This window comes from Saccharopolyspora soli (assembly GCF_022678645.1).
Lineage (GTDB): Bacteria > Actinomycetota > Actinomycetes > Mycobacteriales > Pseudonocardiaceae > Saccharopolyspora > Saccharopolyspora soli.
On the sequence record NZ_JALBWV010000079.1, the window covers coordinates 1 to 14,988 of the forward strand.

The 14,988-nt window shown below is 68.3% G+C and carries 12 protein-coding genes; 7 read left to right on the forward strand and 5 right to left on the reverse strand.

Going from position 1 to position 14,988, the window contains the following annotated elements; all coding sequences use genetic code 11:
* Nucleotides 1–385 precede the first annotated feature (385 nt).
* Nucleotides 386–1,972: an L-lactate permease gene (locus tag MOQ72_RS37935; protein ID WP_242190761.1), complete on the forward strand. Its 1,587-nt coding sequence runs from the start codon at nucleotides 386–388 to the stop codon at nucleotides 1,970–1,972.
* 60 nt (nucleotides 1,973–2,032) lie between these two features.
* On the opposite strand, the gene MOQ72_RS37940 is transcribed toward MOQ72_RS37935, so the two are convergent.
* Nucleotides 2,033–2,776 (reverse strand): class I SAM-dependent methyltransferase, encoded by a 744-nt coding sequence (locus tag MOQ72_RS37940; protein WP_242190762.1) that lies wholly within the window; start codon nucleotides 2,774–2,776, stop codon nucleotides 2,033–2,035.
* Between the two features lie 335 nt (nucleotides 2,777–3,111).
* Here MOQ72_RS37940 and MOQ72_RS37945 point away from each other — a divergent pair, with 335 nt between their 5' ends.
* A complete protein-coding gene (locus MOQ72_RS37945) occupies nucleotides 3,112–4,452 on the forward strand; it encodes an MFS transporter (protein ID WP_242190763.1) in 1,341 nt (446 codons plus the stop codon).
* Nucleotides 4,453–4,565: 113 nt separating this feature from the next.
* Here MOQ72_RS37945 and MOQ72_RS37950 read toward each other — a convergent pair whose 3' ends face one another.
* Nucleotides 4,566–5,546 carry a LysR family transcriptional regulator gene (locus tag MOQ72_RS37950; protein WP_242190764.1) on the reverse strand — a complete coding sequence of 327 codons (981 nt, stop codon included), beginning with the start codon at nucleotides 5,544–5,546 and terminating at the stop codon, nucleotides 4,566–4,568.
* 253 nt (nucleotides 5,547–5,799) lie between these two features.
* Here MOQ72_RS37950 and MOQ72_RS37955 point away from each other — a divergent pair, with 253 nt between their 5' ends.
* Nucleotides 5,800–6,984 (forward strand): mannonate dehydratase, encoded by a 1,185-nt coding sequence (locus tag MOQ72_RS37955; RefSeq protein WP_242190765.1) that lies wholly within the window; start codon nucleotides 5,800–5,802, stop codon nucleotides 6,982–6,984.
* 18 nt (nucleotides 6,985–7,002) lie between these two features.
* On the opposite strand, the gene MOQ72_RS37960 is transcribed toward MOQ72_RS37955, so the two are convergent.
* Nucleotides 7,003–8,604 carry an FAD-binding oxidoreductase gene (locus MOQ72_RS37960; protein WP_242190766.1) on the reverse strand — a complete coding sequence of 534 codons (1,602 nt, stop codon included), beginning with the start codon at nucleotides 8,602–8,604 and terminating at the stop codon, nucleotides 7,003–7,005.
* 211 nt (nucleotides 8,605–8,815) lie between these two features.
* On the opposite strand from MOQ72_RS37960, the gene MOQ72_RS37965 reads away from it, so the two are divergent.
* A complete protein-coding gene (locus MOQ72_RS37965) occupies nucleotides 8,816–9,685 on the forward strand; it encodes an LLM class flavin-dependent oxidoreductase (protein WP_242190767.1) in 870 nt (289 codons plus the stop codon).
* Nucleotides 9,686–9,801: 116 nt separating this feature from the next.
* On the opposite strand, the gene MOQ72_RS37970 is transcribed toward MOQ72_RS37965, so the two are convergent.
* Complete coding sequence (locus MOQ72_RS37970) at nucleotides 9,802–10,722, reverse strand: acetamidase/formamidase family protein (protein WP_242190768.1); 921 nt, start codon at nucleotides 10,720–10,722, stop codon at nucleotides 9,802–9,804.
* 178 nt (nucleotides 10,723–10,900) lie between these two features.
* Here MOQ72_RS37970 and MOQ72_RS37975 point away from each other — a divergent pair, with 178 nt between their 5' ends.
* The 3 genes from MOQ72_RS37975 to MOQ72_RS37985 all read left to right on the forward strand — a co-directional run bounded on the left by MOQ72_RS37975 (nucleotide 10,901) and on the right by MOQ72_RS37985 (nucleotide 14,433).
* Nucleotides 10,901–12,049 carry an NAD(P)/FAD-dependent oxidoreductase gene (locus tag MOQ72_RS37975; RefSeq protein WP_242190769.1) on the forward strand — a complete coding sequence of 383 codons (1,149 nt, stop codon included), beginning with the start codon at nucleotides 10,901–10,903 and terminating at the stop codon, nucleotides 12,047–12,049.
* The gene (sigJ, locus tag MOQ72_RS37980; protein WP_242190770.1) at nucleotides 12,046–12,936 is read left to right on the forward strand and encodes an RNA polymerase sigma factor SigJ; all 891 of its coding nucleotides are present in this window, start codon (nucleotides 12,046–12,048) and stop codon (nucleotides 12,934–12,936) included. The genes MOQ72_RS37975 and sigJ overlap by 4 nt, the downstream gene beginning before the upstream one ends.
* Before the next feature lie 147 nt (nucleotides 12,937–13,083).
* A complete protein-coding gene (locus MOQ72_RS37985) occupies nucleotides 13,084–14,433 on the forward strand; it encodes an MFS transporter (RefSeq protein WP_242190771.1) in 1,350 nt (449 codons plus the stop codon).
* Between the two features lie 31 nt (nucleotides 14,434–14,464).
* Here MOQ72_RS37985 and MOQ72_RS37990 read toward each other — a convergent pair whose 3' ends face one another.
* The gene (locus MOQ72_RS37990; protein WP_242190772.1) at nucleotides 14,465–14,833 is read right to left on the reverse strand and encodes a DUF1622 domain-containing protein; all 369 of its coding nucleotides are present in this window, start codon (nucleotides 14,831–14,833) and stop codon (nucleotides 14,465–14,467) included.
* Between the last annotated feature and the right edge of the window lie 155 nt (nucleotides 14,834–14,988).

The following is a 14,988-nucleotide window of genomic DNA, read 5'->3' on the forward strand; positions in this document are numbered from 1 at the left end:
GTGAGGGGCACCCTTCACAAACTTACTTGGTAATGGGTGCCCCTCACCCTTCACCCGAACGGGGTCGTGAGTGCGCAGCCGGGTTGGAGCCCGGTTGCGCACTCACGACTTACTTCGTCATGTTTGCGTAGTTTGTGCCAAATCACGAGTAGGTCAGGAGCCGGGTCTGGTCGGCCATCCACATCGGTCACTTGCGATCCTCTGGTGCCATCATGACAAGTCGGCGTCGATATCCGCTTCCGCATTGACGTCGAAGATTCCGGCGTTCAGGGTTGGCCAGCGGACGCGTCCTCCGCTGTCGAGATTTCGCCCGGTGGCCGGAGACGCTATGTTTTGCCCGACTTGGACGCGCGACGAGATGTGCATCTGCATCTAGGGAGTGGCCGTGTACCAACAGATTCTCGATCCGCTGTTCGGCTCTCTCGGATGGAGCGCGCTCGCCGCTTCGCTGCCGCTGCTGGTGTTGTTCGCGCTGCTGGGCATCGTGCGCATGACGGCGTGGAAGGCGTCGTTGATCGCGCTGCTGGTCGCGCTCGCGATCGCCATCTTCATCTACCCGATGCCGGTGGACCAGGCGGTGCTGTCCGCGACGCTCGGTGCGGCGTTCGGGTTCTTCCCGATCCTGTGGATCGTCATCAACGCCATCTGGATCTACAACATGACCGTCGCCACGGGCCATTTCGACGTGCTGCAGCGGTCGTTCTCCCGAGTCAGCAGTGATCGCCGCATCCAGGCCGTGATCATCGCGTTCTGCTTCGGGGCGCTGCTGGAGGCCCTCGCCGGTTTCGGCACCCCGGTCGCGATCACCACCGTGATGCTGCTGGCGCTGGGGTTCAGCCCGATCACCTCCGCGGTGGTCGCACTGGTGGCGAACACCGCGCCGGTCGCGTTCGGGGCGCTGGCCTCGCCGCTGGTGACGCTCGCCAGCGTCACCGGGCTCCCATTGGCCGACCTCGGCGCGATGACCGGTAGGCAGACCCCGCTGCTGGCGGTCTTCGTGCCGCTGGTGCTCGTGGGGATCATCGACGGCTTTCGCGGAGTGCGGCAGACGTTGCCCGCGACGCTGGTGTGCGGGGTGAGCTTCGCGATCGCCCAGTTCGTCGCGGCGAACTACGTTTCCGTGCCGCTGACCGACATCATCGCCGCGCTCGTCGCCGCTGGCGCCACGGTCCTGCTGCTGCGGGTGTGGACGCCACCGGGCGCCACCGAGCAGGCGGCACCGGAGGCCGACGGTCACGGCCAGGTGTTCCGCGCCTACGTGCCCTACCTGATCATCATCGCCGTTTTCGTGGTCGCCCAGATCGGCCCGATCGCCCGCGCGCTGGACGTGGTGACACTCCAGTTCAGCTGGCCCGGCCTGGACATCCGCAGCCCCGAGGGCAAACCGCTGTCCCTGGTGCAGTTCAAGTTCAACTGGCTGACCAGCGCCGGGTCGCTGCTGCTGATCGCGGGGCTGCTGACCATTCCGGCGATCGGGATCCGGGCACGCGCGGCGGTTTCCCGGTACCTCGGCACCTACGTGCAGCTGAAGTGGCCGATCGTCACCGTCATGTCGGTGCTGGCCATCGCCTACGTCATGAACGCCTCCGGGCAGACCGCGACGCTCGGCACCTGGATGGCCGCGGTGGGCGGGCTGTTCGCGCTGATCTCGCCGATCCTCGGCTGGCTGGGCGTCGCCGTCACCGGCTCCGACACCTCGTCCAACTCGCTGTTCGGCGCGCTGCAGGTGGCGGCCGCGCAGAACGCCGGTATCGATCCGCTGCTCGCCGCCGCGGCCAACGGCTCCGGCGGCGTGCTGGGCAAGATGATCTCGCCGCAGAACCTGGCCATCGCGGCGGGCGCAGTCGGCATGACCGGCCGGGAAGGCGACATCTTCCGCCGGGTGCTGCCGTGGAGCGTCGCCTTCCTGGCCCTGATGTGCGTGCTCGTCTACCTGCAGTCGCTGCCGGTCCTCGCCTGGATGACCCTCTAGGCGCGTCCTCGTCCCGCGTGCCGCTGCGAAGACGAGGACTCAGACGGGCAGCGGTACCGGTTACTTGCGCTCGGCGTGCAGTTGCCACACCGGCAGCAGGATCCGGCCCTGCTCGTCGGTCTCCACCTCGTCGAGGTCGAGTGCCAGTCCCACCGCTTCCAGGTCGTTGTGCTCGCGCAGGGCGCGGATCGAGTCCCGCGTGAAGGCTGAGGTGTAATTCGCCGATTCGATGCTGGTGATGCTCCAGTGCTCACCGAGGTTGGCGCGCAGGTTGTCCCGGCTGATCTGGAACGGCACGACCGACTGGCGGTCGTCGGCGAAGCAGAACAGGTTCAGCTGCGCGCCGGGCTTGGTCACCCGGTGCAGCGCCGCGCTGTAGTCCCGTCGTTGCTGGTCGCTGAGGCAGTGGTAGAGAGCGCTGTCCAACACGGTGTCGAACCGCGGCTCGATGCCGTCGAGCCTGGTCACGTCCGCCACCTCGAACGCCGCGTCGATCCCGCGTTCCTTGGCCCGCTGCCGCGCCTGCTCGATCGCCGAGTTCGAGGCGTCGACCCCCAGCACCCGGTAACCGCGCTCGACCAGGAACAAGGTGTTCTCGCCCAGCCCGCATCCGGCGTCCAGCACCTCGCCGCGGATCTTGTCGGTGCCCGCGAGCTCGACGAGTTGCGGCTGCGGTTCGCCGATGTCCCAGGGCGGGCGTTCGAACCTGAACGCGTTGTCGCCGAACGGCGCTTCACCCCGGTAGATCGCGTCGAAGTCGGCCTCTTCAGGAGAGATGGTTGGTCCTTGCGGGTGTTCGGTCATGGTGCGCTGCCTCCCAGGGGTGAGCTCAAAATTCAATACACGGTGAATTGTGGTGTTCCGACGTCCGCTGTGTCAACGATAGGCCGATCCACAGTAGACCTGCCGCCTCGGCCGGGCGGCGCGATCAGACTTCGGAATAGTGCTATCCCGGTTGCGCGCTTAACACCGCGCGGTCGGCACTCCTAGCTTGGACATCGCAGATAAGAGGGCGCGCGGATTGGTGCGCCGGGGGTGGTCGTCAGGCAAGCGGCGGCAGCCGCTTCCTTCCACTCTCGCAGCTTGCACCGCCGCGGGTTCTGACGAGCCGCGCACTCTCTAAGACCGGGGAGCTGCCCATGACCACGCCGCAGGGGCCGACACCGGATTCCGGTGTCGGCCGAGTGCGCTGGACGATCATCTCGATGGCCTTCCTGGCCACGACCATCAACTACGTCGACCGCGCGAACCTCGGCGTGGCGCTGCCCTACATGACCGAGGACCTGGGCCTGTCCAGCACCGCGTCCGGCGTGCTGCTGGGGGCGTTCTTCTGGACCTACGCGTTCATGCAGATGCCCTCGGGCTACCTGGTGGACCGCTTCGGGCCGCGGCGGATGATGTTCGCCGCCCTGGTCGGGTGGTCGGTGGTGACCATGCTCATCGGCGCGGCCACCGGTTTCGTCATCCTGCTGCTCCTGCGCTTCCTGCTCGGCGTGGGCGAATCGCCCACCTATCCGGCGAACTCGAAGATCGTGTCCCGGTGGTTCCCGGTGCGCGAGCGCGGCATCGCGGCATCGATCTTCGACAGTGGCGGCCGCGCGGGCACCGCACTGGCGCTCCCGCTGATCGCCGTCCTCATCGGACTGATCGGCTGGCGCGCATCGTTCCTGGTGTGCGGTGTTGTCGGGCTGGTCTTCGCGGTGCTGTGGCTGCGCGTCTACCGCGATCCCGGCGACCACTCGGCGGTTACAGCGGCCGAGCTGGCGCACATCCGCAGCGATACCGGGCAGGAGGAGCCGACCGCCCCCGAGATGCGGTGGCGGGAGCTGCTCGCCTACCGCACCACCTGGGGCATGGTCGGGGGATTCTTCTGCCTGTCCTTCGTGCTGTACTTCTTCATCACCTGGTTCCCCTCCTACCTGGTGGACGCACGCGGATTCGACCTGCTCCAGCTGGGCATCCTCGGCATGCTCCCGCCGCTGTTGGCGATGCCCGCGCAGTGGCTGGGCGGGCTGTTGCAGGACCGCCTGATCAGCCGAGGTCACCCGGTGTCGGTGGCCCGCAAGGTGCCGCTGGTGAGCGGACTGGTGCTGTCGTCGGTCATCGTCTTCGCCGGTCAGGCACCCAACGCCGGGGTCGCCCTGGTGCTGCTGACGGTGTCGTACTGCGCGCTGACCTTCGCCGCATCCAGCCTGTGGGCGCTGCCCGGCGACGTCGCGCCCTCCCCCGGCAACGTCGGATCACTGGCCGGAATCCAGGGATTCGCGTCCAACCTCGCCGGCGCGGTGAGCCCGATAGTGGTCGGCATCCTGCTCGACCTCACCGGTGGCTCCTACGTCGTCCCGCTCACGGTCGCCGGACTCGTCGCGCTGGCGGGTGCGTCGATCTACGCCTTCGGCATCGGCCGCATCGCCCCGCTCGGCACCACCCAACCCGACACCACCTCGCCGGAACCCCCGAATCGCACCCACCAGGATTGATTTTTCCGAGTGAGGGGCACCTTTTACCGACTTACCCGGCCAAAGGTGCCCTTCACTCCTCACCCGAATGGAGAACGGCGGGGCGATGCTCGCATCGGAATTTGCGGCGGGTGTTAGGAATCCAGGTAGGCGAATCGTCGTTGTTGGGGTTCTTCGGCGTCTGGTAGTGATTCGGTGCCCTTCGGGCGCGGGCCGCGCTTGATCTCTTCGATCAGGTGCCACCCCGCCGGAGCGATGGGCCGGGCCGAGTCCCAGTACACCCCCACTCGCCGACCGAACGCGCTCTCCAATCGACGCACCCGAACACCGCGGGTGTCGGAGACCAGGGCCGCCAACGCGTTCGTCACCCCGACGCCCAAGCCGTGCTTGACCAGCGAGATCAACGTCTGGGGCTGGTTGGTCGCCTGCACCAGGTCGATCTCCAGGCCGCGCTCGTGGAAGACCCGGTAGGGCTCGAACCTCGCGAGGTCGGACGTCTCCCGCTGCCCGATGGTGATCAGCGGGTGCCCGGCGACCGCTTCGATGGGCAGCGGCTCGTCGAGCAGGGACAGCGGGTGTCCGGGCGGGTGCACCACCACCAGCGGCTCCCGCCACAGCGGGAAGCACTGCACCGTCGAAGATGCTGGCGGCGGGGCCATCGGCCGCAGGTAGACGTCGACATCGCCGTTGATCAAGGCGTCGTCGAGCTCCAGCGTGGCCCGCTCCACCAGGATCACCTTGACGTCGGGGCTGGTGCGGGTGAAGTGTTCCAGCACCAGGGGCACGAAAGCCGCGCTGGCACTGGGAAAACTGCCCAGCGTCACCACCCCGCGAGCCGCACCGCGACGCGCCGCCATGGCCGCCTCGGCGACGTCGAGCTCGCGCAGGATCGTCTGCGCGTGATCGGCCAGACTCCGCCCCGCCTCGGTGGGGACCACCGGCCTCTTCCGCCGGTCGAACAGCGGCAGGCCGACCGCGCGTTCCAGGGACGCCACGTGCATGCTCACCCGCGACTGGGAGCGGTGCGTGGTCGCGGCGGCCGTGCTGAAACTGCCGGTATCGATCACGGCTAGGAAGGAGACGAACCACTCCAGGCGAACGTCCGGACGCAACATCGCCGCGCGCACCCCGCTTTCCACCAGGCACGCGTGGTACCCGTTCTGAACCTCATCGTTCTTCCCTAGGTAACACCGCGGTGATCGTAGTTCACCAAAACCGGGTAGTAAACGCTTTCCGGGCAGAACCGGGCACCTCCCCAGCTATCACCGATCTGGATGTCGCTATCCGGAACATGTTCTTAACGCGCCCCGTTCGCGCGTCTAGCGTCGATCTGGCCACCCGCCACGGATGCGCTGGAGGGGTTCGACCATGGGAAGCACCCGCAGACAATTCGTCACCGGAACCGCCTCGGTGGCGGCCCTGTCGGCGATCGGGGCCACCGAGGCGGCAAATGCCTCCGCACCAACGGATCTGCCCTACCCGGACGTCAACTGGCCGGACGACGTCCGAGAAGGCCCGGACACCCCCAAGCTCTGCCAGTGGTTCTCCCGCAACCCCGATGAGAAAACGGTGCGCCGTTGGCGCCAGGCCGGTGTGACCGGAGCACTCGTCACCGACACGCCACCGCTGCCTTGGGGAATCGACACGCTGCGCGCGGACCGGACCCGGCTGGAGGCGTTGGGGCTGCACGTGACGGCGTACCTGATCAGTGGTCCGGAAAGCGCCATCCTCGGCACCGAAGACCGCGACAGGGACATCGACGACATCAAGCGTTCCCTTGTCGCAGCAGGAAAAGCGGGCATCCCGGTGGTCGAGTACAACTGGTACGTCCACCGGCTCACCGAGGGCTACTACGAGCTCATCGACGAAGACGACCGGCTGGGTGCCGGGTACACGGCCTTCGACTACGACCGCGAGATCGACGGTGTGCCGGTGAAGGACCTGCCCCGCGAGCCGGGCACCCCGGAGTTCAGCTACGACCAGCTGTGGGAGCACTACGAGCACTTCCTCCGCGAAGTGATCCCGGTCGCGCACGAGGCCGGGGTGCGCATGGCGTTGCACCCCAACGATCCGCCCGCCCCGATCAGTCGCGGCAACCCGCAGATCCTGGGTTCGGTGCGGGACTGGAAGCGCATGGTCGAGACCGTCGACAGCCCGTCCAACGGGATGACCGTGCACTCCGGGGTCGCCACCGAAGTCGGCGCGGATGCCGTGGATTTCGTGCGGTACATGGGTGAGCGGGACCGGATCAACCACATCCACTACCGCAACGTCCTGGTGGACGCACCGAGGCTGAAGTACGCCGAGGTCTTCCCGGACAACGGGCAGACCGACATGTTCGCGTTCATGCGCGAACTCGTCCGCCAGGGCTACCACCGCGGCATCCTGCCCGAGCACCCCCGCGCGCTCGACTACGACCGCGAGCACGACGAGATCACCGGCCAGTACGCGAAGGTCGGCGGCGGCGGGCACGCGGGCGAGCTGTACGACACGGGCTATTGCCGGGCCATGTTGCAAGCAGCCCTGATCGCCGAGGGCAAAGCCGGACGGTGAGACGGATACCTGCGGGCGCTACTGCGCGCCGGGTAGCTGCACGGATTGGGCGTGCCGGAACGTGTTCGTCGGGTCCCAGCGCTGCTTGACCTGTTGGAGCCGCGGGTAGGCGTCCTTGTAGTAGAGCTGGTGCCACGGGACCCCGGAGGTGTTCCAGGCGGGATCGCCGAGATCGGTGTCCGGGTAGTTGACGTAACAGCCGTCGTTGACCGCGCCGGGCACCGGAACTCCGCCCGTCTGCTGGTAGACGTCGCGGTAGAACTCCCGCAGCCACTGGACGCGCGTGGGTTCCTCGGCCGGGTCGTCCCAGTAGGACTGGTACTGCAGCTTCATGATCGAGTCGCGGTGCACGGCGGCCGTGGCATCCGGCGGGATCGCGTTGATCTGGCCACCGTAGGTGTCGACCTGCAGCAGATCGCCGGAATTGTCGTAGCTGGTCAGGTACTGGTAGATGACGGCTATCTGGTCGTCCGGGAAACCCGTTCGCAGGTAGGCGGACTTGTAATCGGAGTGCCGGTTCCAACTCGTCGCCGCGTGTTCCCGAGTCGCCAGCAACCACGGCATCCGCCGCGCATCGACCTCCGGCGTTCCCACGCCGTCGGAGACCGCCGCGAGATAGCGGTCCAGCAGCGCTTGCGAGTTCGGCGCGGTGGCATCCATCTGCGTGTACAGCGAGATCGCGCCGCTGGCCTTGGTGCTCAGCGCCAGCTTGCTGGACAGCGCGGTGTACGGCGAGCCGGGCGCGCTGTTCTGCTCGCACCAGCGCCCGTAGTTCTTCAGCAGCGCGCGGAACGAACTCTCCGTCAGGTCGTCCCACGACCAGGACAGTCCGTACACGAACACCTCGCCGGGCGGCTTCGGCAACTGCTGCTCGGCAGCCAGTCCGGCCGTGCCCGGCGTGCGGAGGAAGTACCGGGTGACGACACCGAAATTCCCGCCACCGCCACCGGTGTGTGCCCACCACAGGTCGCGGTTCGGGTCGCCCTCGTCACCGGTGGCGAGCACCGAACGGACCTCGCCGTGGGCGTCGACGACCACCACTTCCACACCGTGCAGGTGATCGATGGTCAGGCCGTGTGCGCGGGACAGCAGGCCGTGGCCGCCGCCGCAGATGTGGCCCCCGGCACCGACCGACTCGCAGGAACCACCGGGAATCGTGACACCCCAGGTCCGGTAAAGGGTTTCGTACACGTCGAGCAGCGTCGCCCCGGCCTCGACGACGAACGCGCCGTGCTCGCTGTCGTAGTGAACCGAGTTCAGCACGGACAGATCGACGACGACCTCGACATCCGGGTTGTAGACGAAGTCCTCGTAGCAGTGCCCGCCGCTGCGCACCGCCAGCCGCTTCCCGCTGCGCACCGCGTCGCGCACCGACGCGATCACGTGCTCGGTGCTCCCGGCCAGCTGGACCGACTCCGGTGTGCCGACCCAGCGCCGGTTGCTGCCCCGGACCAGGTCCGGATATCGCGGGTCGTCGGGGGTGACGACGACCGGGCGAGCGGGTTCGACGGACGCGTTCCTGGCAGCAGCGGCTGCCCCCGATCCCGCGCCGAGCCCCACCGCACCACCGATCACCGCCGCACTGCCGAGGAGCATCCTCCGGCGCGATACGTCGCTCATCCGCGATCCCCTCCGCAGCGCCCCCTGATGCCGCAACCGTCCAGACGACGCTATTGCGGTGGCTCGCACGGGTGAAGTGCGACTTGATGATGGCAGTATTCGATTACCTGATGCCGCGGAAAAGGGCATCGGCGTCCAAATAGGACGGCGATTCGGCGGGGCGCGGGTGGGATAGGCTCGATCATGCCAGTTGGCGACGTCAGGAGGTGCTGTGCGCATCGGTATCGGACTTCCGAACACCGTCCCCGGAACCACCGGTGACCTGTTGTTGGAGTGGGCGCGGCGCGCCGAGGCGCGTGGCTTCGCGTTCGTCTCCACCATCGGGCGGGTCGGTTACCCGTCCTACGACTCGCTCACCGCCTTGGCGGCGGTCGCCGGGGCCACGTCGCGCATCGGATTGGTGACCAACGCGGTGCTCGGGCCCACCTACCCGGACGCGGTGCTGGCCAAGATCAGCGCGACGGTCGACCAGGTCTCCGGCGGCAGGCTCACGCTCGGGCTGGGCGTCGGTGCCCGCGAATCCGACTACCTGCCCAGCGAACGGCCGTTCACCGCACGTGGCCGGGCCTTCGACCGGCAGTTGGACTTCCTGCAGCGGGCGTGGCGGGGCGAACCGGTGGCCGAGGGCGACTTCGCCGGGGAGCACCGGCCGGTCGCACCGCCCGGCCGGGAGATCCCGATCCTCATCGGCGGCCACAGCGCTCAGGCGATCCGGCGCACCGTGCGCTGGGGAGCGGGCTGGACCGGTGCTGGCGGCGGGCCGCGCCGGGCGGAACCGACGGTGCGCGAAATCCAGGCGGCCTGGCGGGAAGCCGGGCGCGAAGGCGAGCCGAGGCTGCTGGGTCTGGCCTACTTCAGCGCGGATGACCGCTCCAGCGCGGAATCCGACAGCTACCTGCGCAGTTACTACGCCTACGCCGGTGACCACGCGAACACCATCGCTGAGGGCGCGGTGCGCACGCCCGACCGCATTCGCGGCATCATCGGCGAATTCGCCGACATCGGCATGACGGAGCTGGTCTTCACCCCAACGGTCGCCCGCCTCGACGAGGTGGACCGCCTGGCCGACCTCGTGCTCTGAACCCGCTCAGCGCCCTCCGTTCGGGTGAGGAGTGAAGGGCACCTTTGACCGGCATAGTCGGTCGAAGGTGCCCTTCACCTCACAAAAGGGGCTCACGTGTGATCGGCAGGTGGGTGTCACCGGATCGCGTTCTCCGGTAGGACTGCGTGTACGCCCCAGGTTTCGTTGGCGACCTGGGTGACGCGTAGGTCGACGGTTGGGCTCGCCAGCGCGAGGGCCGTCGAGCGGTCCAGGTCGTAGCGGGACTGCAACCAGGTCAGCATCGCGTTCAGGGCCATCGCGGTCGCTTCGTTGAGGTCCCCGCTGAAGCCGAATGTGATGCGCCCACGCGGGGTTTCGGCGTGGATGCCCGGTGCTTGGGGTTCGGTGACGATGTCCAGGCGGACCCGCGTGGTCATGCCGCATTCGATCGCGGTCCCGCTGACCTCGCCGTTGCCCTGCGCGGCATGGCCGTCGCCGAGCAGCAGCAGTCCGCCGGGCACGGTGATCGGGAGGTAGAGGGTCGATCCCGCGATCAGCTCGCGGCAGTCGATGTTGCCGCCGCCGGAGGGCCGCGGCGGGATCGTGGAGTGCTCGCCCGGTTCGTCCGGCGGCATGCCGATCACGCCGAGGAACGGGGCGAGCGGCACGGTGTGGCCGCGGTCGCTGACGCCGGTGCCCCGTTCGGCGTCGAGTTCCCAGAGCAGCCAGGTCGGTGTGTTGGCGACGCCGAGCTGCCGGTTCAGCCAGTTGTCCTTGACCCCGGCGACCGTCCAACCCCACTCGTCGGGCCGCAACGACTCCAGGTGCACCGCGAGCACCGCGCCCGGCTCGGCACCGCGAACGGCGATGGGGCCGGTCAGGCAGTGGCCGCGCCGGTTGCGGAAGATCTTCGGCCGATCTTCGCCCGGCTCGCGCTGCCGCTCCAGATGTCCCTGCGCGTCCAGCGAACTCACCACGACGGTGTCCCCAGGATCGACGGTGAGCACCGGCTGCGCATCCGGGCTGAAGACGTCGGTCACGGTGCCCGGAGTGGGCTGGAGGCGATGCTCGATCATGCGGTCCTTCTCTCAGCTGCGATCGGCGTGGAACACCCGAGCGGCTAACAGGATGACACGCTGACCGCAACGTTGAGGTAGCTGCCTGCCCACATCGCCCGAACACCGCGATGTCACAGTTCCAGTGCGTCGACCCGTCTTCCTGGTGTGACTGGCTACCTGCGGTGAGGAGGACAGGATGACTCGGGTGGTGGTGCTCGGTGCCGGGTACGCGGGGCTGGTGGCCGCGAAGCGGCTGGCCCGCCAGGTCGACCGGGCGCAGGTGTCGATCACGTTGGTCAACGCCGAGCCCCGGTTCGTGGAACGGATCCGGCTGCACCAGCTCGCCGCCGGGCAGCCACTCGCGGACCTGCCACTGCGGAAGATCCTGGACGGCAGCGGTGTAGCGGTGCTCATCGGCAGAGTCCGGCGCATCGACCTCGCCAACCGCGCGGTGCACGTCGGGACCGAGACGGGCGAGCAAGTGCTCCGCTACGACACCCTGGTGTACGCACTGGGCAGCGTGACCAATGTGGACAGTGTTCCCGGAGCGGCCGAGCACGCCGCGGCGCTGTCCGGCCCAGCGGCCGTCGAGCGCTTGGCCGTCCGGCTGCGCGAACTCGCCGAACGTCGCGGCGTCGTGGTGGTCTGCGGCGGTGGGCTGACCGGGATCGAGACGGCCGCCGAACTCGGCGAATCCCACCCGGGTCTGACCGTGCGGATGGTCACCAGAGGCGAGCCAGGTGGTTGGCTGTCCCCGGGAGCCCGGCGCTACCTGGGGCACCAACTCGCCCGGCTGGGCGTCGAGGTCATCCGCAACGCGGAAGTGACGCGGGTCGAACCGCGCGCGGTCGTGCTCGCCGACGGGTCGCGCGTCTACGCCGACATTGCCCTGTGGACTGGTGGATTCGCGGCGTGCGGCCTCGCCCGCGAAGCCGGGCTCGCCGTCAACGAACGCGGTCGGGTGCTCGTCGACGAGACGCTGCGCTCGGTATCGCATCCCGAGGTGTACGCCATCGGCGATGCGGTGGCCGCATCCGGGAAGTGGGGGCAGGAGATGTCGTTCGGCTGCCGCACCGGCGGGTTCACCGGACCGTACGCGGCCGACGCGATCGCCCGCCGCCTCGCGGGGCGCACACCTGGACCGTTCCGGTTCCGCTACCTGCACCAGTGCATCAGCCTCGGCAGACGACGCGGCTTGATCCAGTTCGTCCACGCGACCGACGAGAGTCCGAAGAGGACGTTCTTGCGCGGGCGGATCGCGGCCCGGTACAAGGAGATCGTGTCGTCCTCCGCGGTCTGGTTGTTCCGGCATCCTGGTCCGTACCTGCTCGGGAGGAAGACGTGAGCGACGAAGCCGCCGAGGTGTTCGAGCAGTACCGGGGTCTGTTGTTCGGGGTCGCCTACCGGATGCTCGGCAGCGCCAGCGAGGCCGACGACGTCGTGCAGGAGACCTGGCTGCGCTGGGATCGCGCGGACCGGTCGCAGATCAGCGAATCGCGCGCCTACCTGGTGCGGATCACCGCGCGGGTGGCCGTCGACCAGCTCCGGCGGGCGAGCGCGCGACGTGAGGACTACGTCGGGCCTTGGCTGCCGGAACCGCTGCTCACCACACCGGATGTCGCCGACGGCGTGGTGGACGAGGCTGCCACCGGGGAGGCGGTGTCAATAGCGATGTTGGTCGTGCTGGAAACGCTGTCCCCGTTGGAACGCGCCGTTTTCGTGCTGCGGGAGGCATTCGGCCTCGGCTTCGGCGAGATCGCCACCGCCCTCGGCCGCTCCGAGTCCGCGGTGCGACAACTAGGGCACCGAGCGCGGGAGCACGTGCACGCGCGACGTCCGCGCTTCAACACCGACCGCGCGGCCCGGTCCGCCGCCACCGAACGGTTCCTGACCGCCGCCCTCGGCGGCGATCTCGCGGAACTGATGGCAGTGCTCGCGCCGGATGTCGCCTTCGTCGGCGACAGCGGCGGCAAGGTTCGCGCGCCTCGCCGGGTGCTGCGCGGCGCCAACAAGGTAGCCCGGCTGTTCGCGGCGCGCGCCTCGGACTTCCCGGCCGGTACGGTGATCGACTACTGCGATGTCAACGGCGAACCCGCTGCGGTGGCCGCGATCGCCGATGGACCGTACGCGGTTTTCGTCCTCGACGTCGATCCGCGCACCGAACTCGTGACCACGATCTACGTGATGGGCAACCCCGACAAGCTCGGCGCGCTCGCGCAGCGGGGTCGCTGATCTGCTTCCCAGATCGACTTCGGCGTGGCACGATGTCGGGCGAAATGCCCGGAATGCTGGTGACGTGCGGCGGAATCGCCGCGCCCGGCACCGGAGAACTCGATCGATTCCACGGATTTCCGCTCGGACATCGAGGGAGCGACGACGATGAGCAGCGCGGCCATCGACAACGACGACATCCCACCGACCCAGCAGCGGGAACTCCGCCGGGTGGTCACCGCATCCGTGGTCGGCACCGCCCTGGAGTGGTACGACTTCTTCATCTACGGCTTCGCCGTCACCCTGGTGTTCAACACGCTGTTCTTCCCGACCAGCGACCCGACCGTGGGCACCATCGCGGGATTCGCGACCTTCGGCGTCGGATTCGCCATCCGGCCGCTCGGCGGATTCCTCTTCGGACACCTCGGCGACCGCGTCGGCCGACGGGCCACGTTGGTCATCACCACGCTGATCATGGGCCTGTCCACCGGTTTGATCGGACTGCTGCCGACGTACGAGACGATCGGCGTGGCCGCGCCGATCCTGTTGACCATGCTGCGGATCTGCCAGGGGCTCGGCGCTGGCGCGGAGTTCGGCGGTGCCTCGACGCTGCTGTGCGAGCACGCTCCAGCGCATCGGCGAGGCTACCTGAGCTCGTACGCGCAGACGGGTGTCCAAATTGGACTTCTGCTCGGCACCGTCACCTTCCTGCTGGTCGAGCGGCTGGGCACGGAGACCGTGCAGGCGTGGGCCTGGCGGTTGCCGTTCCTGTTCAGCTTCGCGCTGATCGCGGTGTCGCTGTACGTCCGGCTGCGGGTCGCCGAATCGCCGGTCTTCGAACGGATGTCCAGCGATCGGCGCACCGTCCAGCTCCCGGTGTTCGACGCGCTGCGCCGCTATCCGCGCAACTTCCTGATCGGCATCGGGGCGCACATCTGCGACACCGCGGTCGTCTACATCTACGCCACGTTCAGCGTGGCCTACCTCCAGCAGACCTTGGAGTTACCGCGCTGGATCGGGCTGACCGGGGTCATCACGTTCACCGTTGTCGTCATCGTCCTGCAGCCGGTGTACGGCGCGTTGTCCGACCGGATCGGCCGCAAACCGCTGAACCTGTTCAGCGTGGTGTTCACCGCGCTGTTCGCCTTCCCGTTCTTCGCGCTGCTGTCCACCGAGCAGCCAGTGCTCATCTGGCTCGCGTTGGTCGTCGCGGCGTCGCTGGGGCTGGCACCGATGATCGCGGTGCAACCGGCGTTCTACGCGGAGCTGTTCGGCGCCCGCGTGCGCTACACGGGCTTCGCCGCGTCCCGCGAGATCGGCGCCGCGCTGGGCGGGTTCTCCCCGCTGGTCGCCTCCGCTCTGGTCATCCAGGCCGACGGGGAGGGCTGGCTGGTCGCGGCCTGGATGGTCGGCACCGCGGTCGTTTCGCTGGTGGCCTTCGCCTTCGCCCACGAGACCAAGGACGTCGACATCACGGCGGCGGAGGCACCGAACGCCCGCACCGCATCCGGCGGCTGAACCGCGCCCGGCGGAAATCCGGTCGCGGCGGTCACCTCGTCTCCGGTGCCCTGGTAGCCGAGCTGTCCACCTTCTGCCAGGGCCAGCGCCCGGTGATCTCCAATTCCAGCGAGAAGCTGAGGAAGGTGCGGATCGCCACGATCAGGGCCAGCACGCCGACGCTCGTGTATGTCGGGGCGACCGCGACGGTCCGGATGATGTCCCCCGCGACGAGGAATTCCAGTCCGAGCAGGATCGACCGCCCGAGTTGACTGCGGTAGGCGCGGTACAGACCTGCCTGCCGACGAGCGAACCGGACCGCCGCCGAAATGGCCGCGGCGAGCGCCCCCACGACGATCACGGCCACGCCCACGGCGTCGACGGCCCTGCCCACCAGCTCCACGACCTGCTGGAACTCCACGGCTCCTCCTCCACCGACTTCACCCAGCAGCGTGCCCGCGCTAGCTGGTTCACGCTCGTCGGCGGACTAATCACGTCGTCCCGGTCGGACTTCAGCACTGGACAAGCACTTTAGGAGTACTAAAGTGCTTTACATCCACGAATGAGGAGGATGGC

Excerpts from the sequence above, each read along its gene's own strand:
- MOQ72_RS37940 (WP_242190762.1), bottom strand. The coding sequence starts at position 2,776 with ATGACCGAACACCCGCAAGGACCAACCATCTCTCCTGAAGAGGCCGAC.
- MOQ72_RS37945 (WP_242190763.1), top strand. The coding sequence starts at position 3,112 with ATGACCACGCCGCAGGGGCCGACACCGGATTCCGGTGTCGGCCGAGTG.
- MOQ72_RS37950 (WP_242190764.1), bottom strand. The coding sequence starts at position 5,546 with ATGTTGCGTCCGGACGTTCGCCTGGAGTGGTTCGTCTCCTTCCTAGCC.
- MOQ72_RS37955 (WP_242190765.1), top strand. The coding sequence starts at position 5,800 with ATGGGAAGCACCCGCAGACAATTCGTCACCGGAACCGCCTCGGTGGCG.
- MOQ72_RS37960 (WP_242190766.1), bottom strand. The coding sequence starts at position 8,604 with ATGAGCGACGTATCGCGCCGGAGGATGCTCCTCGGCAGTGCGGCGGTG.
- MOQ72_RS37970 (WP_242190768.1), bottom strand. The coding sequence starts at position 10,722 with ATGATCGAGCATCGCCTCCAGCCCACTCCGGGCACCGTGACCGACGTC.
- MOQ72_RS37975 (WP_242190769.1), top strand. The coding sequence starts at position 10,901 with ATGACTCGGGTGGTGGTGCTCGGTGCCGGGTACGCGGGGCTGGTGGCC.
- MOQ72_RS37985 (WP_242190771.1), top strand. The coding sequence starts at position 13,084 with ATGAGCAGCGCGGCCATCGACAACGACGACATCCCACCGACCCAGCAG.